This is a genomic window from Micromonospora rhizosphaerae (assembly GCF_900091465.1).
In the GTDB taxonomy this organism is placed as follows: Bacteria; Actinomycetota; Actinomycetes; order Mycobacteriales; family Micromonosporaceae; genus Micromonospora; species Micromonospora rhizosphaerae.
In genome coordinates this window covers 4,776,118-4,800,906 of sequence record NZ_FMHV01000002.1, presented here as the reverse complement: position 1 = coordinate 4,800,906, position 24,789 = coordinate 4,776,118, and the positions used below count along the sequence as shown (strand labels likewise).

Genomic DNA, 24,789 nt, shown 5'->3' with positions numbered 1-24,789 from the left:
TCCCGTGTCGGGCCGACACCCATCGGGCCCGAGGACCTGGATCCACCGGGCGAACCAGGGTGGCCGTTGGACGGGACTGGCGTACGAGGTTGGTCGCGCACAACCCGAAGTCCAACACCATGTTCGAGGCGTTCGCGGACTACAACGGCCCGCGCAAGCCCGCGATCAAGAAGATGAACCGGCTATCCATCGTGGACGCCTCGGCCCGGGTCGCGAAGATCTCCGGCGGCAGTGCCGAGGGCGGCGCTGTACCTGCGCGGGATCATCGATCACCCGACCACGGCCGTGCCGCAGATCCGCTGAACGAGGACGAGGTCGCCCGGGTCGGGAAGTATCTGCCCGCCGCCGGCCTGCTGTGACGCCGAGGGTGGACTCAGCGGCTCCTGGTGGCCAGCAGCTTGCGCAGCCAACGGATCTGCTCCGTCCGCTGGAAGCCCGCGCCGCCCTCGTGCCCGTTGTACGGCCACACCGTGATGTCCTTGTCGTCGGCCGCGTAGTGGTTGTAGGCGGCGAAGACCGTCGAGGGCGGACACACGTTGTCCATCAGCGCGACCGAGAAGAGCGTCGGGGCGTTCGCACGGACGGCGAAGTTGATCCCGTCGAAGTAGCGCAGGGTTGCGAACACCTGGTCGACGTCGTCGCGGTGGGTCTTCAGGTACGACACCAACTCGCCGTACGGGAAGGCATCGGTGATCTCGGTGGCGCGCCGGTAGTGGCACAGGAAGGGCACGTTGGGCATGGCAGCGGTGAGCCCCTCGACCAGGCCGGCGACCGCGAGCGTTATCCCTCCGCCCTGGCTGCCGCCGGCGACCACCACCCGGTCCGGATCGACTCTGGGGTGCGCCCGGGCGGCGTCGACCGCGCGCACCCCGTCGGTGAAGACCCGGCGGTAGTAGTAGTGCCGGGGGTCGGCGATGCCACGGGTCATGAAGCCGGGCGTCTGCGGCAGGCCGACCGGGTCGGGGTCGGGGGTGTCGCCCACGAGTGAGCCGTTGCTGCCCTGCCCCCGGGTGTCCATGACGAGGTGGGCGTAGCCGGCGGCGCTCCAGTGGAGCCACTCGTGCGGCAGGCCGCGCCCGCCGCCGTACCCGATGTACTCGACCACGCAGGGCAGTCGACCGGTCGTGTGCCGGGGCAGCAGGAACCAGCCGCGCACCGGCTGGCCGGCGAATCCGGGAAACGTGACGTCGTACACCTCGACGGTGGTCAGGCCGGCGTCGTACGGCTCGAACCGGGCCGGCCAGTGCGCGTCCCGCGCCTCGTTCAGGGTGGTGGCCCAGAAGTCGTCGAAGTCGGTCGGCTCGTCGCGCGGGGGCAGGTAGTCGCGCAGACGATCCAATGGCCAGTCGACGAGCATCGGCTCTTCCCTTCGACGTGGGAGCGGCTTCACAGACTAGTAAGTCGTCCCGGTTCATGGGCGCCGGGCCGACGACGATCAGCCGACGGTCTCCAGCGGGCGGCTGTGATGGCGCAGCCAGATCTTGTGCGGTGAACGGTCGGATCCGTGCGGTAAGCGGCGCCGTGGTCAGGCCTCGTCCCACGTCTGGGTTTCCGTTGCCTCGCCGTACAGCTCAGGCGCGGCGGTGCTGTTGCGTTTTGGCGGCGGCCAGCGATGAACATCCGTGGCGACGACGCGACGCGGCGGAATGGACGGGTGGTGTCGGGGCCGTAGCGGTGGGCGCCCATCTCGGTTGTTCCATCAATGCTCGCGTCGTCGAGGGATCAGGGGCGGTGATTCGGGTGCACGGCGCGCAGCCGAGCAGGGGTGGACCCGTGGGGGCCGGTGGCAGTGCTCCGGCCGGTGGCCGGGGCGCCGTGATGCTGTTGTCGGAATCGATCACGGAGGTGTCGGTGGTGCGTCTGCGGCACGCGGTCGCAGCGGCGGCCGGCGCGGCCGGCCTGGCCGACGGCGCGTTGGAGGACTTCGTCTTGGCCGTGCATGAGCTCGTCACCAACGTCGTGCGCCATGGCGGTGGCAGCGGACAGCTTCGCCTGGTGCGTGCCACCTCATCCCTGTCCTGCCAGGTCATCGATCACGGACCCGGCGCTGGTGAGGTGATGGTCGCGCTGCCGAATCCCGAGATGGAGGGGGGCCGGGGCCTGTGGCTTGCCCAGCAGCTCGCAGACGATCTGGTCGTCGACAGCGGACCGCACGGCGTGACCGCGACCGTCACCGCTCACCTCGCCGCTCCGGGAGGTGAGCACCAATGAACGCGGGCATCGGTCAGACCTGGCGGTCGAAGACGACGGTGCGCAACCGGACCGCCGTGGTGACGCTGTTCGGTGAGCTCGACATCGCCGGAGCGGGCGAGCTGCGTGACGTCCTACACGCGGCGATCGCCCGTGCGACCCAGGTGCAGGTGGACATGGCGCGGGTCACCTTCATCGACTCCACCGTGCTGACCACCTTCGTCAACGCCCATCACCGGGCCGCCGACGCGAGCGTCAGCTTCGCTGTGGTCAATCCCGCCGGCCACGTCCGCCGTGTGCTGACGATGACCGGCATCCTGTCGCTGCTCACCTCGCCCGAGGACGACGACTGACGGACCGGGCATCGCTGGTACCCCATCGTCACCGGCGTACGACGATCGTCGGAGAGCCGGTGGATTCTCGAAGGTGAGAGGTGCGCAGTCGACTCCGGGACGCGCCGCGGGACGCGGCGAGTGTGCGGCGAGAAGGCCGCGATGCCTACGAGCACGCGGGGGAGGAGAGACGGAAGACGACCGAGATGGTCGGCGCAGTGGCGTCTGAGCAGAGAAAAGCCCGGCCGGGACACCGGTGGGCTCGGTGGCCCAACCGGCGTCCGGCCGGTCCGATACGCGTCAGTGGCCGTCGGTCACCGGTCAGGTCTGGTTGCCCGGCAGGTTCTTGTAGTCCGTGGGGCTCACACCCCTCGGCGCCGGATCCTTCTGTCGCTGACCACCGCCCTGGTTTCTGTTCGTCGAACCGCCGAGTGCGTTGATCATGTCTGTCTTGGTCATCTGGTCCGTGTTTCTTATCCCGGCCCGCTCGGCCTGCTTGCGCAACTCGCCGGTCTTCATCTGGGCAGGATCGCGTGCCATGGTGTCCTCCTCGGGATGAGTGAGTGGTCTGGAGCGTCCGACAACGGCGCCAGATCGGGGCTGCCGCCCGCTTACCCGGTCAGCGCCGTGCCCAACGCGGTCGACGGCACCGGTAGGGGCACCCCCAGTCGAGGACGGCGTAGCGCCTCGTCACTTGCGCCCGGGTGCACTGGGCCACCACGGGTGCGACCAGCCGACCGCGATCACCAAGGCGCCGACGAAGAGTAGGGCTGGCCTGCGCCGGCGCGCGCCGAGGGCGGTCACCGCGTCGCCCGCGAGTCTCACCAATTGAGCGGATGGTGGCATGTGCGCCTGTATCCAGCGTCCCCGCCCCGTGCGGGCGAGTGCGGCAAGGTCCGCCAGGCTAAGCACGACCACCGAACCGGCGACCGGTATCGCGACCCGGACCGCGAGGGCCGCCTTCGGTCGCATCCGCCACAACAAGAGGTTCGAGACCAGGCTCGCCGTGACATCCGCCGAAATCTTGACCGGGTGAACCTGATGTACCAGGACCCGCTCGGTCAGTCGCATCTCGCCACCTTCAGGTGCCTTGCTGCTGCTCCTGTCCCGGCAGTCCTACCAGTCGTGAGGCAACCTGTCTCAGCGGCCGGTTGCCGTTGACGGCTTTCGTCATTCGCCGCCACGCCGTTCGGGCCGAGGATCCGGCCGACCCACCGCCGACACCGCTACCACCGCCAGCCGCCCTGCTGCGTCTGCTGAGCAATCTGCTCGGTGGTCTGCCCAAGCTGTGGACCAAGCCGCTGGCTGGTCTGCTGCAGCGTTTGTGACAACAGGCCCTGCGGTCCCAGCGCCTGTCGCGCCGTCTGCCCGACCTGGTTCACCCCCGTGTCCACGGTTTGAGCAGCGACTCGAGGATCTGTGGGCTGCGATCGATGGTGCTGAGCGCGGTCGAGAATGCCGCGGAGTTCCTCGCGCGGCTGGGCGGCCGAGTCCTGTTCGCCGCGGTCCCGGCTGTCCTGTTCCGCCATTCCTGCACCCCTCTGGGCTCGCGTCGCACACCGCGTCAACGGCCGCGGAGACCCACCGGTACCACCTCCCAGAAGTCCTTCGGCAGCTGAGCCACCATGTCCTCGAACTCGTCACGCGGAACTGCCTCACGCAGCGTGGTGAGTACCGCGCGGATCCCGGAACTGGCGAGCACACCGTCGATGCCGGCGCGGGCGGTCACCCGCTGCACGAACTCTCCGAGCCCGAACACCTCGGGATGTTCCTGAGTCTTGCGCAGGTGATCGTCGAGCCCCTCGGGAACCTGATTGGCAAGATCGTTGGCCTCGCCTCCGCTGATCCGTTCCGCCAGCGTCTCCAACGTCGCGCGGGTGATGGTTCCCGCCTGATCGACCGGCACCCCTGCCCGCCTGGCCACTGCGTCGATGAAATCCTCGTAGACCACTTGGATCCCCCTCTCGGACCGGATCGCCGCCTACCCGGGTGCCGACGCATCAAACCGCGCCCCGGTCCGGGCCGAGAGGAGTCGGCGCGGCTCGGAACGAAGGATCCGAACGCCGGCGGGTCGGTCATGACTGTCGATGGTGAGCGCCGTGCCATGGTCAGCCACGGGCGGAGACCGGTACGGTTGCGGTAACGCCCCCGGTTCTGCCCGGCTTGTGAGGAAGCGCCAGCGATGCCGCCAAGAGACGATGACACGCGCCGGGGCTTGCTCCTGCGGGAGTTCGCCCGGCAGGCCGGCACCTTCGAGGACCCGCGGCTCAACGGCGCCTTCACCAGCCATCTTCAGCGCCTGGTCGACTTCGCGAGGCCGGACACCGAGGATGTCTGCCTGGACGTGGCCTGCGGTACCGGCCTGGTCGCCCGCGCGCTCGCCGTGCACACCCGGCACGCGACCGCGCTTGACGCCACCCCCGAGATGCTGGAGGCGGGCAAGGCGCGAGCCGACGCCGAGGGCGTGTCCAACGTGGTGTTTCAGCGCGGTGACGCGGCGCGACTGCCCTTCGTCGACGGTTCGTTCTCGCTGGTGATTTCCAGGTTCTCGCTGCACCACGTGACCGAGCCGGCGGAGGTCGCCGCCGAGATGGTGCGGGTGTGCCGGGCCGGTGGGCGGGTGGTGGTTGCGGACATGGTCCGCAAGCCGGGGCTGCCCGGTGATCCCGACCGGGTGGAGCGGCTGCGCGACCCGTCCCACGGAACCATGCTCGGTGCCGAGGCCATCGCCCGGCTGCTCACCTCGGCCGGGGCCGCGGTGGAGAAGTCCGACGTCTTCGACGTGGAGCGTCCGCTTCGTCCGTGGCTCGAACAGGCCCGTACCGCTGCCGACGTCGCTCGTCGGATCGAGGACGAGCTGTCCCGGGAGCTCACCGGCGGCGCGCCGACCGGGATGCGCCCGTTCACCCTCGACGGCGAGCTCTGGTTCACCCAGACCTGGGCGCATCTCTCAGCGACCGCGCCGTGACCCGGCCGAGCGCGCACGTCAGCCTCCGGCGAGCAGCTTCTTCTGCACCTTGCCCATAGCGTTGCGGGGCAGCTGCTCGACGAGGTGAATCTGCCGCGGGCGTTTGTGCGCGGAGATCCGCCCGGCCACGAAGTCGATGAGCTGCGCCTCGGTCGCCGCGTCGGCGACCACGTAGGCGACGACCTGTTGCCCGAGGTCGGGGTGGGGTGCGCCGATCACCGCGGCTTCCCGGACCGCCGGGTGGGCGAGAAGCGCGTTCTCCACCTCACCCGCGCCGATCCGGTACCCGCCGCTCTTGATCATGTCGGTGGAGGCGCGCCCGATGATCCGGTGCCAGCCGTCCGCGTCGATGGTGGCGATGTCCCCGGTGCGGAACCAGCCGTCGGAGGTGAACGACTCCCGGTTGGCCTCCGGCCGGTTGAGGTACCCGCTGAACATCATCGGCCCGCGGATCTGAAGCTCGCCCGGCGACTCGCCGTCGGGCGCCACCGGGGTGCCATCCTCGGCGACCAGCCTGCTCTCCACTCCGGCGAGTCGCGTGCCGACGAACCCGGGCCGGCGCTCGGCGTCCGCGCGGCCGCTGACGGTGATCAGCGTTTCGGTCATCCCGTACCGCTCGACGGGCGGTTGCCCGGTGAGCTCGGCGAGCTGCTCGAAGACGGGCAGCGGGAGCGGCGCGCTACCGGAGACCAGCAGCCGGGCCGAGGACAGGGCCCGGGCGGCGGACGGATCGGCGCAGACCCTCGACCACACCGTCGGCACCCCGAAGTAGAGCGTTCCCGCCGCCGTCGCGTAGGCGTCGGGCCGGGGTCTGCCCGTGTGGGCCAGCCGGGACCCGATCCGCAGCGCTCCCAGCACGCCCAGCACGAGGCCGTGCACGTGGAACAGGGGGAGCCCGTGCACCAGCAGATCGTCGGGAGTCCACGACCACGCATCGGCGAGCGCGTCCAGGTCGGCGGCGATCGCCTGCCGCGGGATCAGAGCTCCCTTCGGTGCTCCGGTGGTGCCGGAGGTGTAGAGGATCAGTGCCGTGCTCTCCGGCGGGGGCTCGGGATAGCTGGTGGTCGACCGTGCCCGGAGGTCGACCGCGGCGACGGGTACCGGCACGTCCGCCAGCCGTGGGCTCCCCTCGCTGGTCGCGGGGACGAGCAGCAGCGAGGCGGCCGAGTCGCGCAGCACGTAGTCCCGTTCGGTCGGCCCGGAGTCGGGTGGTACCGGTACGACCGGCACCCCGGCAAGTAGACCGGCCACGACGGCCACGACGGTTTCCATGCCGGCTGTCGCCCAGACCGCCACCGCGTCGCTGCCGGCGATGCGGTCGGCGAGGGCGGTGGCGGCGGACAGCACCGCTTCCCGGGACGCCCGCTGGTCCCCGACCCGGATCGCGTCCGCGTCATCACCGAACGCCCCGGACAAGGCCGGCAGCAGCATCTCTTCGCTCCCTCGTCGCATCGTGGTCACCGTCCGGTCCAGGTCCTCGGTTGCTTGGCGCTGAAGGCCCGGACGGCGGCGCGGAAGTCGTCGCTGCCGTAGACCCGGGAGACGATGTCGTCACCGTCGGCGCGGCCGCGGCGTAGCCGTCGGATCGCCTCCTTCGTCGCCCACATGGTCAGCGGGGCGTGCCCGACCAGGCGGTCGACGGCCTGCTGAACCGCCTCGTCGAGATCCTCGGTGGACTCGGTCACGAACCCCGCCGCGTGTGCCTCCCGGCCGGAGTAGAACCTCGCGTTGAGCAGCAGATCCAGGGTACGGGCCGGCCCGAGGTGGTGCAGCAGCAGCGCATAGGTCGGCATCGACAGGCAGTTTCCCAGCGTCCGGGCGATGGGGATGCCGAACCGTGCGTCGGGTGTCGCCAGTCGCAGGTCGCACACGGCGGCGATCGCCAGGCCCGCGCCGACGCAGTACCCACGGATCGCCGCGACCGTCGGTACGTTGACGTCCTCCAGCCGGTCCAGTACCCGCGTGATCCGCCGCTCGTACGCGACCCCGTCCTGCCCGCCGGTGAAGTCGGCGAACTGTCTGATGTCGGTGCCGGCGACGAAGGCGTCCTCGCCCGCGCCGCGCAGGACCAGCACTCGCACATCGTCGTCCGCGTCCGCGCGTTCACAGGCCTCGTACAGGCCGTCGTACATCGCCCACGTCATCGCGTTGCGCTGCTCGGGGCGGTTGAAGGTCACGGTGAGGGCGGGGCCCTGCCCCTCCACGAGGATCTCGGAGCGGGATCCGGGCGACGAGGACATTGCCTACCTCCTGGGCGTCGTTGTCACGGCGGGGCTGGTGGTCGTACCGTCGACCTCCTCGACCAGGGCGGCGCCGGAGGCGACGAGGTGATCGATCTCCGGCGCGCTGCAGCCGGCGGCGGTCAACATCTCCCGGGTGTCGGCGCCGAGCACGGGGCCCGCGCCGGCCCGGCGGACCGGGGTCTCCGACAGGCGCATCGGCGAGCCGAGCTGACGCACCGACCCCAGGGTCGGATGCTCGGCGTCCCAGAAAAAGTCCCGGGCCGCCAGGTGCTCGTCGGTGAACACCTCGCCATAGTCGGCGATCGGAGCGCATGGCACTCCCGCTTTGTTGAGCCGCTCGACGATCTCCGCCGTGCTCATCGCGCTCGTCACGGTCTCGATGGCCTCGATGAGCTCCGCCCGGTTCTGCAGCCGGGCGAACGCGTCGGCGTATCGCGGGTCCGCGAGCAGCTGGACCAGCCCGAGGGCTTCGCAGAACGCCAGCCAGTTGCGCGGCGTGGTGGCTCCGATCGTCACGTAGCCATCGTTGCTGTGGACCGCCTGGTACGGGGCGTTGCTCTGGTGCGCGGAGCCCATCGGGCCGCCCACCTCCCCGGTCGCGAAGTACTTCCCGGCCTCCCAGACGGCGAAGGACACTCCGGCCTCGAACAGCGAGACGTCGACGTACTGCCCCGCCCCGGAGCGGTCCCGTTCCCGCAGCGCGGCGGTGACCGCGAGCGCCAGGTAGAGGCCGCAGACCAGGTCGCAGATCGGCACACCCACCTTCGCGGGTGGACCGCCGGGATGCCCGGTGATGCTCATCAGCCCGCTGCGCGCCTGCGCCATGATGTCCAGCCCCGGCAGACTCGCGAGCGGCCCGTCCTGCCCCCAGCCGGAGGCGGAGGCGTACACCAGGCGAGGGTTGATCTCCCGCAGGTCCTGGTAGCCGAGGCCGAGACGGCGCATGGCCCCGGGGCGGAGGTTCTCCACCAGGACGTCGGCCCGGTCGACCAGTCGGAGGAACGCTTGACGCGCATCCGGTGACTTGAGGTCCAGCGCGACCGAGCGCTTGTTCCGGTTGATGCGGACGAAGGGCGAGCTCTCGGTCCCGAGGAACGGGCCGGTCTGGCGGACCGGTTCACCGCCGCTCGGGTGCTCGACCTTGATCACGTGGGCACCGAGGTCGGCGAGTTGCATGGTGGCGAACGGCGCCGCCATGAACGCCCCGATCTCCAGCACGGTCACCCCGGTGAGGGGCGGGGTCCGTTCACTGCTCATCGACCTGCCTCCGGGTTATCGGCGCCGGTACGTGATCGGGCAACCCGTGCCGCCGCGCGGAGGAACGGGATGTCCGGATGCGAAAGCTACCGGTAGAGTGGGCTCTTGTCTACAGAAGACAAGAATGCGGTGACGAGCTGGAGGAGTTCCGATGGCGGAGCGGACGACCGCGACGGCGGACGAGGGGGTGCGCCGGATAGTGCCTCCGCCGAGCATGGCGCGGCTGGCCGCGGACGCCGTGCGGGACATGATCCTCGCCGGCGAGTTGCAGCCCGGTGACCGCGTGGTGGAGAACCAGTTGACCCGGCGGCTGGGCGTGTCCCGGCCGCCGTTGCGCGAGGCGCTGCGCGTGCTGGAGCAGGAGGGTCTGCTCGTGCAGCAGCCCCGGCGCGGGGTGATCGTCGTCCCGGTCACCCTGCACGACGTGTACGAGATCTTCACACTGCGCGATCAGCTCGAGCGGATGGCGGTCGAGTTGGGCGTGCCCGTGCGACGTCCCGAGCGCCTCGAGCGCTGCCGGACGGCACTGCGTGACCTGGAGGATGCCGCCCGGGCCGGCGACGCCGCGACCGTCACCGATCGAGCCTTCGACTTCCATCTGGCCGTGGTCGGGCTGGCCGGGCACCGCAGGCTCGAGGAGTCCTACCGCTCGCTGTCGCTGCAGATGCGGCTCTGCATGGGCATGAACCAGCGGGCCCGGGTGGCCGGCGAGGGATTGTGGGGAAACGTCGAACGGCACCGGGCGATCCTGGAGACCCTGGAGCGTGGGGACCCGCAGGAGACCCTCGACCTGCTCGCCGACCACGGGCAGCACACGTTCGTCCTCGAGCTCGGCCACTCCCTCGACGGTCGCACGGCCGAGGCGGAGGCCTGGCTGGACCGGCTCGGCGGCTCCCGCTCCGACAGCAAGGCAGGACTGGAGGCGCCGCGATCGTGAGCACGCAAGCGCTCGTCGTCGACTTCGGCGACCGCACGCCGGACATCCATCCCACGGCATGGGCCGCGCCGGGCTGCACGATCGTCGGCTCCGTACGCCTGGCGCCCGATGCCAGCGTCTGGTACGGGTGCGTGCTGCGGGCCGACACCGAGGAGATCAGCATCGGCGCCGGCAGCAACATCCAGGACGGTTGCGTGGTGCACGCCGATCCGGGCTTTCCGACGGTCGTGGGTTCGGGGGTCTCTGTCGGGCACCGCGCCGTGCTGCACGGCTGCACGATCGAGGACGACGTGCTGATCGGCATGGGAGCCGTGATCCTCAACGGGGCACGGATCGGTTCCGGCTCGCTGGTCGCCGCGGGCGCGGTGGTGCTGGAGGGGACCGTTGTTCCCCCCGGCTCGCTGGTAGCGGGTCTGCCCGCGCGGGTGCGGCGTGAGCTGACCGAGGAGGAATGCGCGGGCATCGTGCGCAACGCCGAGGGGTACGCCGATCGGGCCCGGGCGCACGCCGCGGCGACGTCCCTGCTCTGACGGTCGGCGCCGGGCGGGTCAGCCGGCGACGCGGTCCGCTTCCACGGGACGGGGGACGCTGAGTTCGTCGGCCAGATCCTCGGCGGCCTGACGGAGCAGCGGCACGGCCCGCTCGACCACGTCCGGGGTCACGCGGGGCGCCGGCCCGGAGACCGAGACGGCGAGCCGATTCGCGGTGCCGAGCACCGGTACGGCGACACACCGTACGCCGATCTCCTGCTCGCCGTCGTCCATGGCGTAGCCCTGGGCCAGCACCCGTTCGATCTCCTCGGCGAACCGGCGTGGTTCGGTGATGGTGTGCTCGGTCTGGGCGGGCATGCCGGTGCGCTTGAGGAGCGCGTGCACGTCGCTTGGCGGCAGGTGGGCGAGCAGGGCCTTCCCGACCGCCGTGCAGTGGGGGTAGACGCGCCGTCCGACCTCGGTGAACATCCGCATCGACTGCCTGGACTGGACCTGCGCCACGTACACGACCCGGTCACCGTCCAGCATCGCGAGGTTCGCGCTTTCGCCTAGCGAGTCGACCAGTCGGGCGAGGTACGGCCGGGACCAGGTGCCCAGCAGGTGGCTGGCGCTGTCGCCGAGGCGGATCAGCCGCGGGCCCAGGGAGTACTGCCGGGACGGCTCCTGCCGGACGTACCCGAGGTCGACCAGGGTGCGGACCAGCCGGTGGATGGTGGGCAGCGCGAGCCCGGACTCCTGGGCGAGCCGGGACAGTCCGATCACGCCGCCGGCGTCCGCCATGATTTCGAGCAGTTCGAAGGCGCGTTCCAGCGACTGGACACCGCCGGGTACCCGGCCTTTCGGCTGCGCGCCGTCAGCAGCCAGGCCCAGGTTCGACTCGGTCACTCAGGTCCTCCTTCTGCCCGGGACGCCGGGGAGGGGCACGGCGACGCCGCGCTATTTCCGCATCGCAGAAGTCTATCCCGCGCCACGTGGACAGCCCTTCGCGGCGTTGCCCTTGACTTCCGTAAAGCGGAAACTACTATCCACAATGATGAAAGAGTGACGGCGCGGGATCGGCGTCCCGTCGGGTTGTCACCTGGGTGCCGGCGTCCACGCGTCTGCTCTTGCCGCGCTGCCGGCCGCACGGGCCGCGGGAGACAGAAGAAGGTGATCCGGATGCCCGAGATCGAGGTGACCGGCGGCCCTGTGCCGCGCGGCGACGAGATTCTCACCCCCGAGGCCCTGGCCTTCGTCGCCGAGTTGCAGGAACGGTTCGGTGCCCGTCGCGACGAGTTGCTCGATCTGCGTCGCCAGCGCCGGGCGGCGGTCGCCCGGAGCCACCGATTCGACTTCCTGCCCGAGACACTCGAGGTGCGGGAGACCGCGTGGAGCGTCGCTCCGGCCCCCGAGGACCTGCGGGACCGCCGGGTGGAGATCACCGGGCCGACCGAGCGCAAGATGACGATCAACGCGCTCAATTCCGGCGCCCGGGTCTGGCTCGCCGACCTCGAGGACGCGAACACGCCGCACTGGGGCAACGTCGTGGGCGGGCAGATCAACCTTTACGACGCGGTGCGCCGGACCATCTCCTTCGCCTCGCCGGACGGCCGGGAGTACGCGCTGCGCGAGGACGGGCGGCTCGCGACGATCGTGGTGCGGCCGCGCGGCTGGCACTTCGACGAGACGCACCTGTTCGTGAACGGCAGACCGGTCGTGGGCGCCCTCGTCGACTTCGGCCTGTACTTCTTCCACAACGCCGAGGAGCTCCTGCGCCGCGGCAGTGGGCCGTACTTCTATCTGCCGAAGATGGAGAGCCACCTCGAGGCTCGGCTCTGGAACGAGGTGTTCACCTTCGCCCAGCAGCGGCTCGGCATCGCCCACGGCACGATCCGCGCGACCGTGCTGATCGAGACGATGCCGGCGGCGTTCGAGATGGAGGAGATCCTCTACGAGCTGCGCGAGCACGTATCGGGCCTGAACGCCGGCCGCTGGGACTACCTGTTCAGCATCATCAAGTACTTCCGTGACTCCGGCGCCGACTTCGTGCTGCCGGACCGCAACTCGGTGACGATGACCGCGCCCTTCATGCGCGCCTACACCGAGCTGCTGGTGCGCACCTGTCACAAGCGTGGCGCCTTCGCCATCGGCGGGATGGCGGCGTTCATCCCCAACCGGCGTGATCCGCAGGTCAACCAGGTGGCGCTGGCGAAGGTCCGCGAGGACAAGGAGCGGGAGGCCGGGGACGGCTTCGACGGCTCGTGGGTGGCGCACCCGGACCTGGTGCCCGTCTGCCAGGAGGTCTTCGACCGGGTGCTGGGCGACCGGCCGAACCAGCTCGATCGGCTGCGCGAGGAGGTCTCGGTCACCGCGGACCAGTTGCTCGACGTGGCGAGCACGCCCGGCGCGGTCACCGAGGCCGGGCTGCGCAACAACATCAGCGTCGCGCTGCAGTACCTCGCCTCGTGGCTGGCCGGCAACGGCGCGGTGGCCATCAACAACCTGATGGAGGACGCGGCGACCGCCGAGATCGCCCGGTCGCAGATCTGGCAGTGGGTGCACAACGACGTCAAGCTCGAGGCCGGTACGACGGTGACCGGCGACCTGGTCGAGCGCATCCTCGACGAGGAGCTGGCCAAGATCCGCGACGCCCTGGGGAAGGAGCGGTTCGACGAGGAGCGGTTCGCCCAGGCTCGGCGGCTCGTCCTCGAGGTCGCCCTCGCCGACGACTACGCCGACTTCCTGACCCTTCCCGCGTACCAGGTCTCCGCGGAGAGGTGAGCCCGAGCGGCGGCTGAACCCCGGCGGGGCTGCGGCAGGAGCACCCCCGCCGGGGCGGCCCGGCACTACGCCGGTGCGCACCCCCGGTGGCGTCCTCGGCCGCGATGCGGGCCGACCATCAGCTTTCGGGCAAAGACTGGCGGACCAGCTCGAGCGGATGCCAGGCGAGCCGCTGGGTGCCGTGCCGGATCTGCTGACGGCAGGACACGCCCGTCGCGGCCACCACCGTGTCGGGCGACTCGGCCCGGATGGCCGGGAAGAGCCGGTCGCTGCCCACCGCCATCGACAGGTCGTAGTGCTCGGACTCGAACCCGAACGACCCCGCCATGCCGCAGCACCCGGCGTCCAGTTCGACCACCTCGACGCCGGGGATGCGGCGCAGCAACGCCACGGTGGCGGCCGTACCGACCTCGGCCTTCTGATGGCAGTGCCCGTGGTAGAGGATCCGCCGGCCGGAAAGCCCGGACTCACCGAGCCGCAGCCGGCCGGCGTCGATGGCCTCGACCAGCAGTTCCTCGATCTGGCGTACCCGGCCGGAGACATCCCGCACGTCGGGGTCGTCGGGCAGCAGTTGCCGGTGTTCGTCGCGCAGCGTCAGGATGCACGACGGCTCGCACCCGACGATCGGAGATCCAGGCTCCGACGCGCGCACCAGCGTGGCGGCCAGCGACCGCGCCTTCCGCCTCGCGTCCTCGAGCAGGCCCTTGGAGAAGCTGGCCCGACCGCAACATCCGCCGCTCGCCAACCGGACCGCCCAGCCGGCGGCCTCCAGCAGTTCCACCGCCGCCCGACCGATTCCCGGCTCGGTGAAGGTGGTGAAGGAGTCGGCGAGGAGGGTCACCTCACCCTGTGGAGCCGTTGTCTCCACCGATCGGTGGCGGCGGAACCAGCGGACGAGGTTGCGCCGCTGGAAGGTGGGCAGCGGGCGGTTCGACGTGATGCCGGCCGAGCGGTCCATCAGCCGGCGCAGCAGCCGGCTGCGGCCGGGCAGGTTGGACAGCGGAGCCGCCGCCGAGCCGAGCCGGTTGAGCAGCCGGATGGCGCCGAAGAGCCGCGAGCGCAGCGGTACGCCGTGCGTGTCGTGGTGATGCGCCAGGGCCTCGGCCTTGAGCGAGGCCATGTCCACCCCGAGCGGGCATTCGCTCTTGCACGCCTTGCACATCAGGCACAGGTCGAGGATCTCGTGCAGCCGCTCGTCACCCAGCGCCACCGCGGGATCCGGCTCCGAGAGCGCCTTGACCAGTGCGTTGGCCCGCCCCCGGGTGGCGTGCTCCTCCTGGCGGGTGGCCATGTACGACGGACACATCGCACCGGTCGCGCTCTTGCGGCAGAGCCCGATGTTCATGCACCGGTCCGCCGCCCCGCGCATCCCCCCGACCACGTCGAACGTCAACCGGGTCCGGATCGGCGGCGCCGGGGGGAGCGCCGCGTCGCGGAGGTTCTCGGTCATCGACGGCGCGTCGACTATCTTGCCCGGGTTCATGCAGTTGTCCGGGTCGAAGATCCGCTTGACGGTGCGCATCGCCTCGTAGAGCTCTTCGCCGAAGATCTCCCGGTTGAACTCGCTGCGGGCCAGGCCGTCGCCGTGCTCGCTCGAGTTGACTCCGCCGTACTCCCGGACGAGGTCCTTGATCTCCTCCGCGACGGCGCGCATCGCGCGGACCTGTTCCGGCTTGCTGACGTCCACGAAGGGTCGGATGTGCAGGCAACCCACCGAGCAGTGCCCGTAGAAGCCGGCCTGCAGGCCGTGCCGGTCGAGCACCTGCCGGAAGCGTCTGGTGTAGTCGGCGAGGTGCTTCGGATCGACCGCGGTGTCCTCGACGAACGCGAGCGGACGCCGGGTCCCGGTGCCGGCGGCCATCAGCAGGCCGAGACTGGACTTGCGTACCTTGAGCAGCGGGGCCTGCTGCTCAGGCGTCTCGGCGCGCAGGGTGTGGTAGCCGTGACCGTGCCTGCCCCACAGCGCGGTCAGCCGGTCGAGCTGACCGGCGAGTTGCCGTTCGTCGTCCCCGCTGAACGAGACGAAGAGCAGGGCCTCCGGGTCGCCTTCGAGGGTCCGCCCGAGGTCGGCGTACTCGATCTTCTGCCGGGACAGGTCGAGGATGGTGCGGTCCATCAGTTCGACGGCCGCCGGCTCGCAGGCCAGCGCGTCCTCGGTGGCGTCGATGGCGGCGATCGCCGAGGTGAAGTGCCCGACCGCGATCACGGTCCGGCGCGGCTTGGGCACGAGGTCCACCAGGGCCTCGGTCGCGATAACGAGGGTTCCCTCCGACCCGACGACGAAGGGGGCCAGGTTGAACCACGGGTCGCCGGCGAGCCGGTCCAGCCGGTAGCCGCACGCCCGCCGCCAGTACGCCGGGAAGTCGTTGGAGATGGCGGTCGCGTACGTCTCCAGCACGTGCGGCAACTGCCGGTAGAGGCTTCCCTCAAGGGTCTGCAGGCCGGCGCGACGGGTCCGCTCCGCCGGGTCCAGCGGGGCGAAGCGGGTCCGAGAGGCGTCGGCGAGCACGACGTCGAGTTCCCGGATGTGGTCGATGGTCATCCCGTAGCGGACGGAACCGCTGCCGGCGGAGTTGTTGCCGAGCATCCCGCCGATGGTGGCGCGGTTGCTGGTAGAGGTGTCCGGCCCGAACATCAGCCCGTGCGGGGCGGCCGCCCGGTTGAGTTGGTCCTGCACGACGCCGGGTTGCACCCGCGCCGTCCGGGCATCCGGGTCGATCTCCACGATGCGGTGCATGTGCCGGGACAGGTCGAGCACCAGGCCGGGTCCGACGGTCTGCCCGGCGAGGCTCGTGCCACCGCCGCGCGGGACCACCGGTACGCCGTACCTCCCGGCCAGCGCGACGGCCGCCGCGACGTCGTCCGCGTGCCGGGGGAAGACCACGCCGAGCGGCCGGATGGCGTACATGCTCGCGTCGCGGGAGAACAGGTGGCGGGTGTACGCATCGAAGCCGGTCTCGCCGTCGAGGGCGCCCTCCAAGTCCCGCGCGAGGTCCCCGCCGAGCTCCTCGGCCTCCCGGTCGAGACGGTTCTGACTGGTGGTCAAGGCCCTGCCCTCCCGTGTGGAGTTCGTGCGAAAGGAGCGCTGACTCAGGGGCGTTGCAGGCGGTCGAGAGCCGCGTTGATCCCGGTCGGGTCGATCGGAACCCCGGCGGCGATGAGGCCCATCTGGACGCCGGCGAGGGTGCCCGCGAGCATCAGGTCGTTGAAGTCCCCGAGATGGCCGATCCGGAAGATCCGCCCGGTGAGCTTGCCGAGCCCCGCGCCCAGCGACATGTTGTACCGGTCCAGGATGACGGCCCGGATCTTGTCCGCGTCGTACCCGTCGGGGACGAGGACGGCGGTCAGCGAGCCCGAGTGCTCGCGCTCGTCCGCGCAGAGCACCTCCAGGCCCCAGCCGCGCACCGCCAGCCGGGTCGCCTCGGCGTGCCGCAGATGGCGGGCGTACACGTTGGCCAGGCCTTCCTCGTCGAGCATGCGCAGCCCCTCCCGCAGCCCGTACAGCAGGTTGGTGGCCGGGGTGTAGGGGAAGAAGCCGCGCTTGTTGGCCTCGATGATCGGCTGCCAGTCCCAGAACGACCGGCGTAGCCGCGCCGTCTTCGACGCCTCCAGCGCCTTCTGGCTGATCGCGTTGAAGCTGAGCCCGGGCGGCAGCATCAGGCCCTTCTGGGAGCCGGCCACCGTGACGTCGACGCCCCAAACGTCGTGCTGGTACTCGATGGATCCCAGGGACGAGATGGTGTCCACGAGCAGCAGTGCCGGGTGGCCGGTCGAGTCGATCGCATTTCGCACCTCGGCGACCCGGCTCGTCACGCCGGTCGAGGTCTCGTTGTGCACGACGAGGACGGCCTTGATGCGGTGGCCGGTGTCGCCGCGCAGCTTGTCGGCGACCGTCTCCGGGTCGACGCCGTGCCGCCAGTCGCCGGGCACGAAGTCGACCTCGAGACCCAGCCTGCGCGCCATCTCCTGCCACAGCGTCGCGAAGTGGCCGGTCTCGAAGCACACCAACCGGTCGCCGGGACTGAGGGTGTTGACCAGGGCGGCCTCCCAGGCGCCGGTGCCCGACGCCGGGTAGATGACGACGGGCTGCGTGGTGCCGAAGACCCGCTTGACGGCCTCGAGCACCTCCAGGCCGAGCTCGGCGAACTGAGGGCCGCGGTGGTCGATGGTGGGTGCCGCCATGGCGCGTAGCACCCGCTCCGGCGTGTTGGTGGGGCCTGGGATCTGGAGGAAGTGACGGCCGGTGGGGGTCATACCGAGGCTGCCTCTCGGGTCATGAAGTCCGCCATGCGGAAGTCGTCTACCGCATGACGGAGACCGTATCAACGAACAGCCGGGAGAGCGCAAGCATCGGGGGCCTGCCCGCCGTCCGGCCGACCTTCGCCGTGATCTATCCCCTTTGGACGATCTCGTGGGTCGGGCGGATCGACAGACCTTGACGGTCGATGTGATATGGCACATACTCCCCGGCAACGAAATTTAGTTTTCGCATTGTGGAAACAGGCCCGTGTTATGCGACCCGGGGTGGGCGTAGCCCCCAGCCCCACCCCACCGGTACGGCGTCGAGATGCACCCCCAGCCGGGAGGTTCCCATGTCGGTAGAGCTCGTCTCGATCCTCGTTCTAGCCCTCATCTTCCTGATAGCCACGGTTCGACCGGTGAACCTCGGCGCGCTCGCGATCGTCGCCGCCTTCATCGTCGGTATTTCGGTCCTCGACGGGGCGGACCTCGGCGAGAAGACCGACGCGGTCTTCGCCGGCTTCCCTGGCGATCTGTTCGTCATCCTCGTCGGCGTCACGTATCTGTTCGCCATCGCGAAAGCCAACGGCACGGTCGACTGGCTCGTCCAGACCGCCGTCCGGCTGGTCGGCGGTCGGGTCGGCATGATCCCGTGGATCATGTTCCTGGTGACGGCCTGCCTCACCGCGATCGGCGCCGTCGTCCCGGCGTCGGTGGCGATCATCGCGCCGATCGGCATGGGCTTCGCGAAGCGATACAAGATCAACCCCCTGATGATGGGCCTGTTGATCATCAACGGCGCCAGTGCCGGCGGCTTCTCGCCGATCAGCATCTTCGGCAGCATCACCAACGGCGTCGTCGAGAAGGCCGGGCTGCCGGGCAACCCGACGCTGCTGTTCCTGGCCTCCTTCTTCGTCAACCTCGCGATCAGCGTCGTCGCCTTCTTCATGTGGGGCGGTCGCGACCTGGTCAGCCGTCGGGCCGTCGACACCGGCATCGGCACGTTCGACGAAGCCGAGCTGGTCGGCGCCTCAGGTTCCGCACGGCGCCCGGAGCCGGCCGCCGACCCGGGCACCGAGGCGGCCTCGGACTCCGGCATCAGCCTCGCCGACGAAGGCGCCGCCAGCGCCCGCCAGGCGGGCGGCGCCGTCGCGGTGAGCGAGGGGTCCGCGGGCTCGCCCGTCCCCGCCCAGGCCACCCGTTCGTCGGGCGGAGGCACCAGCACCACCCTGCCGGCCGAGGCCGAAGCTCCACTCCGCCTGGACCGGGATCGCATCATGACGGTGGTCGGGCTCCTGGGCCTCGCCATCGCGGCGCTCTTCTACGACCTGAACGTCGGCATGGTGGCCGTGACCGTGGCCGCGATCCTCACCCTGCTCTCGCCGGAGTCGGCCAGGAACGCCGTGAACCACGTCGCATGGCCCACGGTGCTGCTCGTCTGCGGCATCGTGATGTACGTCGGCGTCATGCAGGAAATCGGCACCATCAAGTGGCTCGGTGAGGAGGTCGCCACCATCGGCGCCCCGCTGATGGCCGCCCTCGTCATCTGCTTCATCGGCGGCGCGGTGTCGGCGTTCGCCTCGACGACCGGCATCCTCGGCGCCCTCATCCCGCTCGCCGTACCGTTCCTTACCGGCAGCAACGCCGTGGGTGCGGTCGGACTGATCACGGCTCTGGCGCTCTCCTCCTCCATCGTGGACTCGAGCCCGTACTCGACCAGCGGCGCTCTCACCGTGGCCAACGCGACCGAGGAGCAGCGGGACTACGTGTACAAGGGCCTGATGCGCTGGGGCTTCAGCATGGTGGTGATCATTCCCGTCGTCACCTGGCTCATCTTCGTCGTGCCCGGCTGGCTCTGATCCGCGCACCTCGGCCGGTCTTCACCCACCGGGTGAAGACCGGCCGCCCGCCGGTCCCCGGCGCTGCCCGCCCGGGCGGTGGGGGCTGCCGCACACCGTGCGAGGAGGTGACATGTACGACGAGGCAGTGGTGAGATCGTTCCTGAGGGCGAGAGTGGACGGCGTGGCCGACGCCGGTACGAACGCCGCCGGGTGCGACGTCCACGCGGCACTGGGCCTCCAGTTGGCCGTCCTCGATCGGCTGGTGGCGGCGGGCGACCGGTTGGCCGGCTGGAAGGTGGGTCTGACCTCGGGCCCCCGTCGTGATGCGATGGGGACGGGCTTCCGGCCGTTCGGGTACGTCCTGGAGAGCCGCACGTTCAGCTCCGGGGACGTCGTTGAGCGTGACCGGATCAGATCGTGCTACCTCGAGCCGGAGCTGTGCCTGGTGCTGGGCGCGCCGTTGCGCGGTGACGACATCGATCCGGTGGCGGCGAGGTCTGCCGTGCGAGCGGTCGCGCCCGCGTTCGAGCTGAACGAGATCCGGCTCAGCGCCGGAGCGGACAGCCCGACCACCATTGCCGACGGCCTGGGCAACTGGGGCATCGTGGTCGGGTCGGAGGCGCCCGCGGTGTCGGCCCTCACCGACACCACGGTCGACCTCTGGCACGACGACGCCCTGGTCGCCACCCGTACCCCGGGAACTTCCATGGACGATCCGTTCCTGTCACTGTCGCGCCTCTGCGCGCTGCTGCACCGGTACGGCCGCGGACTCGAAGCCGGCCAACGGGTGATCACGGGGTCCTTCTGCAATCAGAGCGAGCCGGGTCCGGGCACCTGGCGTGCGGTCTTCTCGGGCATCGGAGACGTGACCGTGCGGTTCGCATGACCCGTCTCTGCTGCCCGCCCCGGCGGCGTTCAACAGCCGAGGGCGGTCCTGATGCCGTCGTTGTGTCCAAGAAGCACCTGCGCCTGGGCTGCCGTGAGGCCCTTGCCGGTCTGCGCCCTCACCTCGTTGGCAAACGCGCCCAGCTTGTTGCACGCGGGCGTGGTGTGCCCGCGTTCGCAGTCGCGCCGGGCGTTGTGCAGCTTCGCCGTGAGGCTCTGCTCGAGGCCCTGCGTGAGACCGAGGGTGCCGATGTACTCGGCGAGACGTTCCATCTGTTCACACGGATCCGCCACGACCGCGGTGACGTTGCGTTGGGCGAGGTTGTTGTCGAAGGGCACCAGCCGCCAGTTCGGTAGGGAGCCGTTGACCGTGTCCGCGTTGCTCGGATCACCGGTTGCCGATGCGCTCGCCAGGAGGCAGGCCACGCCAGCCGACTGTGTGTTCCAGGTGAACGGACCGAGCACCGTCTGGCCGCCCGGCGGAACCGGGCCGGTGGCCGCCAGTTCCGGCGTGTCGGTCGGGGTCCAGGCGTTTGGCCAGGCGAGTCCGGTGGCCGGATCGGACCGGTAGAGCTTCACCGCCACGTCTGTCGCCTCCTGGGTGCCGCGGTTGCCGACCCTGACGTAGGCGTAGCTCGGGAATCCGGCCAGCGGCTCCTCGTGCGCCGCGCCACCGTCCGGCAGCTGCCGATTCCAGACATCGCCGGTGGCGGTGAAGTCGGCCAGGTATGGGGCGTAGGTACCGGCACGTCCGTCGTCGATGTAGACGTCCACGGCGGGCGGATCGCCGGGCTGGGTGACCGGGGTGGGCGCGCCCGCCGGCTGGTAGAGACCCTGCTGCTCGAAGCTCCACCGGATGACCTTGTGCCAGGCGCCGCCGGGGTGACCTTCGAAGTTGAGCGTGCTCTCGTCGGCGTCCATCAGCGCCGTCGCGTAGATCTCCGGATTGGTGGTCGTGACGGTGAGCGTGCCGATCGCCTTGATGATGAGGAAGGCGAGGTAACGGGCGGCGAACTCCTGGACCGCGCGGACCGGGTCGTCACCGCCGGTGCTGCGATACACCCAGAAGAGCAGGGTGGAGAGGATCTGCTCGCTGCCGTACTGGGTGTCGTCCTGGATGCCGCCCCAGGCCCACCCGGCGGCGACGTCACGGTCGTGGCGCCGACCGATGTTGACGAAGGGGAACGTGACGAACCGGTCGGGGGCCAACGAGCCCGGGTCGGACAGGATTGCGCCGAGGGTGTCCCCGGCGCTGTGGCAGAACCCGAAGTTCGGCGAGTTGACGTGGTCCCACAGGAGGGCGTGGCCGAACTCGTGGAGGGCGACCCGGCCGTCGACTGCGATGCCCACCGGGCAGCCCCCGGCGGCCAATCCGTTGCGGAAGCGCCCCATCCCGTTGCCCATAACGTTCCCGGCGGCCTGCGCGTTCACCGCGTTGCCGAAGCCCTGGTGATCGACCGGTATCGGGAAGGTCGTGCCGTCGAAGTAGCTGAACACGTTGAATCCCATGCTCTCTACCAGGCGGTAGGGCGCGTCGTAGTGGAAGTAGGCGTTCGCGGCGGCGAAATCGTCACTGACGGCCGAGTAGCAGAAGGAGAAGGGAGCGGTGGTGGTCGGCGGCACCACGGCGGGAGCGTCAGTGTCCCTGACCTCGACGTACGTGCCCCGCAGGGCCTGAACTCCGGCATTGGGGGCATCGAGACCGAGCAGCGTCACCGTCGCGCGCACCACGTCGAGGTCCGCCGCCGCGGAGCAACCGGTGAGCGGGTTCCCGCTCGCCGTGACCGGGTCGGTGGCGAACACGCACGCCGTGACCGAGGCGACCAGCGCACGCAGGTAGAGCACCGCCCCCGTCCGCGGTTCGATGAACAAACGCCAGTTGAGGTCCCCCCATCCCGGCAGGGACAGGCTGAACAGCACCTCACGTACGACGTAGTGCTGCCCCGGCTCGATGCCCTCGGGCACCGGGGGCAGCGGCAGCGTGGGCGCCTCCGCCTGGAGGTTCTCGACCGCGGCGCTCGGGTCGAGCCGCTCAGCCGGGTCGTAGCGATAGACGAGCAACCGCGTGTCGTTGATCCGCAGCCCCTGCCCGGCCTGCTCGTCCAGACCGAGCGCCTCGCGCAGCGCCGACCCTTCGGTGGTCGCTGGGCCGAGGGTGTCGGAGGGCGGCGTCTCGACCTGGACGTCGTAGTGCACCGTGCTGTCGGAGCTGGCGACCCGCAGCGGTTCACCGTACAGGCGGACCTGGAGGGCCGCCTGCCAGATCGGTAGCCCCAGCACGGTCTGCTGATACGACACCACGACCGTGTCAAGGACGGTCTTCTCTTCGGCGAGCTTGAGTCGGGTGCCCTCGTCGACCGGCAGGCGCCGGACCGGCCCCGTGAGATCGTCCACCTGCTCGTCGGGAAGGTCGTACATCGGCACGATCTCGCGCACGTACGCGTCGGCCAGCTCCCGCGGCGAGGCCTCCGCCAGCCCGACGCGCTCGGCGGAGAACTCCACCCGCGGATGCCGCAGCACCCGCACCCGGTCGTCCGGGCCGCGGCCGACGTGAACGTTCGACGACTCCTCGAAGACCCTCGTCCTTGACGCCCTGGCGCGCCGGTGGCCGGAGGGCCGCTCCGCCATGTCCGACATGGTGACGCTCCTTCCCCTCGATACTCAGCGTGACCAGTGCTCGGGTCGACGGATAGGTCTGCGACGCCAACCGGACAGCCGACGGGGGTCCTATTCACCTTGACACTCACTGCGCTGACCTCCAACTGCCTTCGTTGGCCGGGGCGGGTGGCGCCCGGGGAGCCTGCTGTCCAGCACCGAGCACCGTGAGATCGCCCGGGCGGGGCTGTGGTGCCAGCTCGTCCAGGTCGCGCCCGGCAGTGGGGACAGCAGCAGCGGGATCGGTGCCAGGGTGAGGCCGGCGCCGAGAGTCAGCGACGAACGAGGTCTGGGTCTGGTGCCGGCCGGATGGCCGCGACGGCCGCGGCCAGGACGATGCCGAGGCTCCCCAGCTGTACCAGGGGCGCCCACACCGGCGCGCGTACCGCGAGCAACCCGCCGAGCGCCGCGCCCGCGATCAGCCCCAGCAGGGTGAGGACGCTCTGCGTGACGTCGCGCAGTCGGTGCCCGGAGGTGAGTCGTGCGATCACGGTGGTGAGCGTCCCGGTGAGATAGGTGGTCGACAGTCCCGCCACGCCGAACCGCTGGACCGTGCTGCTCTGGATGCCGAGCGCGAGGGCGTTGAGAACGAGCAACGCCAGTTGCAGCTGTCCCGACGGGTGGCCGCGGCTCAACCACCAGCCCATCGCGTACCCGGCGAGCACCACACCCTCGACGGCCAGCGCGCGGGTCACCGCCGGGGGCCAGACCGGGTCGTCGGATCTCGGGGTGCCGGCGATGCGTGTGCCGAGCGAGCAGCCGAGGATGAAACAGGTGATCGCCGCCCCGGTGTGTAGGGCCAGCGCACCGTCCGCCCCGGCCAGGGCGACCCCGAGCAGGACCATGTTCCCGGTCATCACGCTGGTGAAGGCTCCGCCCAGCGCCAGGAACCCGATGGCGTCGGTCGCTCCGCTGTTCACCGCCAGGACGACGGCCATCCACTCCCGCCACCGACGCTGCTGGTGGCTGCTCCGCGACGCCGCCGCCGGCGTCCACCTGAATCGGCGCGGGTGCGTGCTGTTCATCGTCGGCATCGGCTCACGATGACAAAACGGTCGCCGCCAACGCCGTGGGCTTTCTGCACAGAAGACTACGGCGAACGATGTGCACCTTTACCGTGTGGTGCTGGTCGTCGGCTCCCTAGCGTTGGTGACACCCCAGAGACTCCCGTGGCGCCACGCCGAGCTGCCGGGACCGCACCACAGAGAGAGGCGACCAGATGACCGAGCTGCTCTCCCGCGACAAGTTCCGCGCTGCCCTCGAGGACGCGATCAAGGGCAGAGAGGCCAAGAACGCGTCGTTCAGCCAGGCATGGGCCGATGGCAAGCTGGAGCGGCACCACTTCGCCCGCTGGGCGGAGAACCACTACCACTACGTGGGCCCGTTCGCCGACTACCTGAGCTACGTCTACGCCAACACCCCCGAGCCCTGCACGGACGCCAAGGACTTCCTTCTGCAGAACATGTACGAGGAGGAATTGGCCGACATCCGCCACACCGACCTGCTGATCCGCTTCGCCGAGGCCTGCGGGACGACGCGGGAGCGGATCGAGGACCCGAACAACATGAACGCGGTGACCCGCGGCCTTCAGGCGTGGTGCTACGCCACGGCCATGCGCGAGCACTTCGCGGTGGCGACCGCGGCGCTGGTCGTAGGCCTCGAGTCCCAGGTGCCCAGCATCTACAAGAAGCAGATCGTCCCGCTGCGCGAGGTGTACGGCTTCACCGAGGACGAGATCGAGTTCTTCGACCTGCACATCACCTCCGACGAGGTGCACGGCGAGCGCGGCTACCAGATCGTCCTGGACCACGCCAACACCCCCGAACTGCAGCAGCGATCGCTGCAGTTCGTCCGCTGGGGCGCGGAGATGCGCTTCTCCTACACCAAGGCGCTCTACGACACCTACGTGGCGCCGGACCTGGTCAGCGCCTGATCGAAACCGCCGGACGGGTGGGTCCACTGGTTGGCCCACCCTTCTGGCATCTGCGGCC

23 protein-coding genes are annotated in these 24,789 nt (G+C 70.3%); 10 read left to right on the top strand and 13 right to left on the bottom strand.

Annotated features, from left to right (window positions below; translation table 11 throughout):
• Positions 1–59: 59 nt before the first annotated feature.
• Positions 60–359 (top strand): hypothetical protein, encoded by a 300-nt coding sequence (locus GA0070624_RS22575; RefSeq protein ID WP_141715132.1) that lies wholly within the window; start codon positions 60–62, stop codon positions 357–359.
• Positions 360–373: 14 nt separating this feature from the next.
• On the opposite strand, the gene GA0070624_RS22570 is transcribed toward GA0070624_RS22575, so the two are convergent.
• A complete protein-coding gene (locus GA0070624_RS22570; RefSeq protein WP_091344237.1) occupies positions 374–1,357 on the bottom strand; it encodes an acetylxylan esterase in 984 nt (327 codons plus the stop codon).
• Positions 1,358–1,818: 461 nt separating this feature from the next.
• On the opposite strand from GA0070624_RS22570, the gene GA0070624_RS22565 reads away from it, so the two are divergent.
• Together GA0070624_RS22565 and GA0070624_RS22560 are read left to right on the top strand one after the other, a co-directional pair.
• Positions 1,819–2,211: an ATP-binding protein gene (locus tag GA0070624_RS22565; protein WP_091349315.1), complete on the top strand. Its 393-nt coding sequence runs from the start codon at positions 1,819–1,821 to the stop codon at positions 2,209–2,211.
• Positions 2,208–2,543, top strand: coding sequence for an STAS domain-containing protein (locus GA0070624_RS22560; protein WP_091344234.1), 336 nt, complete (start codon positions 2,208–2,210; stop codon positions 2,541–2,543). Before GA0070624_RS22565 ends, GA0070624_RS22560 begins: the two co-directional genes overlap by 4 nt.
• A 300-nt stretch (positions 2,544–2,843) precedes the next feature.
• Here the strand turns inward: GA0070624_RS22560 and GA0070624_RS22555 are convergent, their stop codons facing one another.
• The 4 genes from GA0070624_RS22555 to GA0070624_RS22540 form a co-directional block, all read right to left on the bottom strand.
• A complete protein-coding gene (locus GA0070624_RS22555) occupies positions 2,844–3,062 on the bottom strand; it encodes a Rho termination factor N-terminal domain-containing protein (RefSeq protein WP_091344231.1) in 219 nt (72 codons plus the stop codon).
• A 150-nt stretch (positions 3,063–3,212) separates the two neighbouring features.
• A complete protein-coding gene (locus tag GA0070624_RS22550; RefSeq protein WP_091344228.1) occupies positions 3,213–3,593 on the bottom strand; it encodes a hypothetical protein in 381 nt (126 codons plus the stop codon).
• Between the two features lie 155 nt (positions 3,594–3,748).
• Positions 3,749–4,051: a hypothetical protein gene (locus GA0070624_RS22545; RefSeq protein WP_091344225.1), complete on the bottom strand. Its 303-nt coding sequence runs from the start codon at positions 4,049–4,051 to the stop codon at positions 3,749–3,751.
• Positions 4,052–4,086: 35 nt separating this feature from the next.
• On the bottom strand, positions 4,087–4,473 hold the full coding sequence (locus tag GA0070624_RS22540) for a DUF2267 domain-containing protein (RefSeq protein WP_245718932.1): 387 nt from the start codon (positions 4,471–4,473) through the stop codon (positions 4,087–4,089).
• A 264-nt stretch (positions 4,474–4,737) separates the two neighbouring features.
• Here GA0070624_RS22540 and GA0070624_RS22535 point away from each other — a divergent pair, with 264 nt between their 5' ends.
• Positions 4,738–5,490 carry a class I SAM-dependent methyltransferase gene (locus GA0070624_RS22535; protein WP_218105258.1) on the top strand — a complete coding sequence of 251 codons (753 nt, stop codon included), beginning with the start codon at positions 4,738–4,740 and terminating at the stop codon, positions 5,488–5,490.
• 18 nt (positions 5,491–5,508) lie between these two features.
• Here GA0070624_RS22535 and GA0070624_RS22530 read toward each other — a convergent pair whose 3' ends face one another.
• The 3 genes from GA0070624_RS22530 to GA0070624_RS22520 are packed head-to-tail and all read right to left on the bottom strand — an operon-like array spanning position 5,509 to position 8,990.
• Positions 5,509–6,921: an acyl-CoA synthetase gene (locus GA0070624_RS22530; protein WP_091344214.1), complete on the bottom strand. Its 1,413-nt coding sequence runs from the start codon at positions 6,919–6,921 to the stop codon at positions 5,509–5,511.
• Positions 6,922–6,947: 26 nt separating this feature from the next.
• Entirely contained in the window at positions 6,948–7,730 is a 783-nt protein-coding gene (locus GA0070624_RS22525; RefSeq protein WP_091344211.1) for an enoyl-CoA hydratase/isomerase family protein, read from the bottom strand.
• A gap of 3 nt (positions 7,731–7,733) precedes the next feature.
• Entirely contained in the window at positions 7,734–8,990 is a 1,257-nt protein-coding gene (locus tag GA0070624_RS22520) for a CaiB/BaiF CoA transferase family protein (protein WP_091344208.1), read from the bottom strand.
• Between the two features lie 151 nt (positions 8,991–9,141).
• Here GA0070624_RS22520 and GA0070624_RS22515 point away from each other — a divergent pair, with 151 nt between their 5' ends.
• Both GA0070624_RS22515 and GA0070624_RS22510 read left to right on the top strand, forming a co-directional pair.
• Positions 9,142–9,927, top strand: a complete 786-nt coding sequence (locus GA0070624_RS22515) for a GntR family transcriptional regulator (protein WP_091344207.1) — start codon at positions 9,142–9,144, stop codon at positions 9,925–9,927.
• On the top strand, positions 9,924–10,457 hold the full coding sequence (locus GA0070624_RS22510) for a gamma carbonic anhydrase family protein (RefSeq protein WP_091344205.1): 534 nt from the start codon (positions 9,924–9,926) through the stop codon (positions 10,455–10,457). The genes GA0070624_RS22515 and GA0070624_RS22510 overlap by 4 nt, the downstream gene beginning before the upstream one ends.
• 18 nt (positions 10,458–10,475) lie before the next feature.
• On the opposite strand, the gene GA0070624_RS22505 is transcribed toward GA0070624_RS22510, so the two are convergent.
• The gene (locus GA0070624_RS22505; protein WP_091344201.1) at positions 10,476–11,303 is read right to left on the bottom strand and encodes an IclR family transcriptional regulator; all 828 of its coding nucleotides are present in this window, start codon (positions 11,301–11,303) and stop codon (positions 10,476–10,478) included.
• 273 nt (positions 11,304–11,576) lie between these two features.
• Between GA0070624_RS22505 and aceB the strand changes: the two genes are divergently transcribed.
• Complete coding sequence (aceB, locus tag GA0070624_RS22500) at positions 11,577–13,178, top strand: malate synthase A (RefSeq protein ID WP_176731822.1); 1,602 nt, start codon at positions 11,577–11,579, stop codon at positions 13,176–13,178.
• 118 nt (positions 13,179–13,296) lie between these two features.
• Here aceB and GA0070624_RS22495 read toward each other — a convergent pair whose 3' ends face one another.
• Both GA0070624_RS22495 and GA0070624_RS22490 read right to left on the bottom strand, forming a co-directional pair.
• Positions 13,297–16,224, bottom strand: a complete 2,928-nt coding sequence (locus tag GA0070624_RS22495) for an FAD-binding and (Fe-S)-binding domain-containing protein (RefSeq protein ID WP_218105257.1) — start codon at positions 16,222–16,224, stop codon at positions 13,297–13,299.
• A gap of 44 nt (positions 16,225–16,268) precedes the next feature.
• Positions 16,269–17,432, bottom strand: coding sequence for a pyridoxal-phosphate-dependent aminotransferase family protein (locus GA0070624_RS22490; protein ID WP_091344195.1), 1,164 nt, complete (start codon positions 17,430–17,432; stop codon positions 16,269–16,271).
• 338 nt (positions 17,433–17,770) lie between these two features.
• On the opposite strand from GA0070624_RS22490, the gene GA0070624_RS22485 reads away from it, so the two are divergent.
• Positions 17,771–19,276: an SLC13 family permease gene (locus GA0070624_RS22485; RefSeq protein ID WP_091344191.1), complete on the top strand. Its 1,506-nt coding sequence runs from the start codon at positions 17,771–17,773 to the stop codon at positions 19,274–19,276.
• 112 nt (positions 19,277–19,388) lie between these two features.
• Positions 19,389–20,144 carry a 2-keto-4-pentenoate hydratase gene (locus GA0070624_RS22480; RefSeq protein WP_141715131.1) on the top strand — a complete coding sequence of 252 codons (756 nt, stop codon included), beginning with the start codon at positions 19,389–19,391 and terminating at the stop codon, positions 20,142–20,144.
• A gap of 29 nt (positions 20,145–20,173) precedes the next feature.
• On the opposite strand, the gene GA0070624_RS22475 is transcribed toward GA0070624_RS22480, so the two are convergent.
• Both GA0070624_RS22475 and GA0070624_RS22470 read right to left on the bottom strand, forming a co-directional pair.
• Positions 20,174–22,780: a hypothetical protein gene (locus tag GA0070624_RS22475; protein WP_091344186.1), complete on the bottom strand. Its 2,607-nt coding sequence runs from the start codon at positions 22,778–22,780 to the stop codon at positions 20,174–20,176.
• A gap of 290 nt (positions 22,781–23,070) precedes the next feature.
• Positions 23,071–23,832: a YoaK family protein gene (locus GA0070624_RS22470; protein WP_091344184.1), complete on the bottom strand. Its 762-nt coding sequence runs from the start codon at positions 23,830–23,832 to the stop codon at positions 23,071–23,073.
• Between the two features lie 185 nt (positions 23,833–24,017).
• On the opposite strand from GA0070624_RS22470, the gene GA0070624_RS22465 reads away from it, so the two are divergent.
• Positions 24,018–24,731 (top strand): iron-containing redox enzyme family protein, encoded by a 714-nt coding sequence (locus GA0070624_RS22465; RefSeq protein WP_091344172.1) that lies wholly within the window; start codon positions 24,018–24,020, stop codon positions 24,729–24,731.
• Positions 24,732–24,789 lie beyond the last annotated feature (58 nt).

What these genes read in the sequence shown, in the direction of transcription:
- GA0070624_RS22570 (WP_091344237.1), bottom strand. Translation starts at nt 1,357, where the DNA reads ATGCTCGTCGACTGGCCATTGGATCGTCTGCGCGACTACCTGCCCCCG.
- GA0070624_RS22565 (WP_091349315.1), top strand. Translation starts at nt 1,819, where the DNA reads ATGCTGTTGTCGGAATCGATCACGGAGGTGTCGGTGGTGCGTCTGCGG.
- GA0070624_RS22560 (WP_091344234.1), top strand. Translation starts at nt 2,208, where the DNA reads ATGAACGCGGGCATCGGTCAGACCTGGCGGTCGAAGACGACGGTGCGC.
- GA0070624_RS22555 (WP_091344231.1), bottom strand. Translation starts at nt 3,062, where the DNA reads ATGGCACGCGATCCTGCCCAGATGAAGACCGGCGAGTTGCGCAAGCAG.
- GA0070624_RS22550 (WP_091344228.1), bottom strand. Translation starts at nt 3,593, where the DNA reads ATGCGACTGACCGAGCGGGTCCTGGTACATCAGGTTCACCCGGTCAAG.
- GA0070624_RS22545 (WP_091344225.1), bottom strand. Translation starts at nt 4,051, where the DNA reads ATGGCGGAACAGGACAGCCGGGACCGCGGCGAACAGGACTCGGCCGCC.
- GA0070624_RS22530 (WP_091344214.1), bottom strand. Translation starts at nt 6,921, where the DNA reads ATGCTGCTGCCGGCCTTGTCCGGGGCGTTCGGTGATGACGCGGACGCG.
- GA0070624_RS22525 (WP_091344211.1), bottom strand. Translation starts at nt 7,730, where the DNA reads ATGTCCTCGTCGCCCGGATCCCGCTCCGAGATCCTCGTGGAGGGGCAG.
- GA0070624_RS22520 (WP_091344208.1), bottom strand. Translation starts at nt 8,990, where the DNA reads ATGAGCAGTGAACGGACCCCGCCCCTCACCGGGGTGACCGTGCTGGAG.
- GA0070624_RS22515 (WP_091344207.1), top strand. Translation starts at nt 9,142, where the DNA reads ATGGCGGAGCGGACGACCGCGACGGCGGACGAGGGGGTGCGCCGGATA.
- aceB (WP_176731822.1), top strand. Translation starts at nt 11,577, where the DNA reads ATGCCCGAGATCGAGGTGACCGGCGGCCCTGTGCCGCGCGGCGACGAG.
- GA0070624_RS22490 (WP_091344195.1), bottom strand. Translation starts at nt 17,432, where the DNA reads ATGACCCCCACCGGCCGTCACTTCCTCCAGATCCCAGGCCCCACCAAC.
- GA0070624_RS22485 (WP_091344191.1), top strand. Translation starts at nt 17,771, where the DNA reads ATGTCGGTAGAGCTCGTCTCGATCCTCGTTCTAGCCCTCATCTTCCTG.
- GA0070624_RS22480 (WP_141715131.1), top strand. Translation starts at nt 19,389, where the DNA reads ATGTACGACGAGGCAGTGGTGAGATCGTTCCTGAGGGCGAGAGTGGAC.
- GA0070624_RS22475 (WP_091344186.1), bottom strand. Translation starts at nt 22,780, where the DNA reads ATGTCGGACATGGCGGAGCGGCCCTCCGGCCACCGGCGCGCCAGGGCG.
- GA0070624_RS22470 (WP_091344184.1), bottom strand. Translation starts at nt 23,832, where the DNA reads ATGCCGACGATGAACAGCACGCACCCGCGCCGATTCAGGTGGACGCCG.
- GA0070624_RS22465 (WP_091344172.1), top strand. Translation starts at nt 24,018, where the DNA reads ATGACCGAGCTGCTCTCCCGCGACAAGTTCCGCGCTGCCCTCGAGGAC.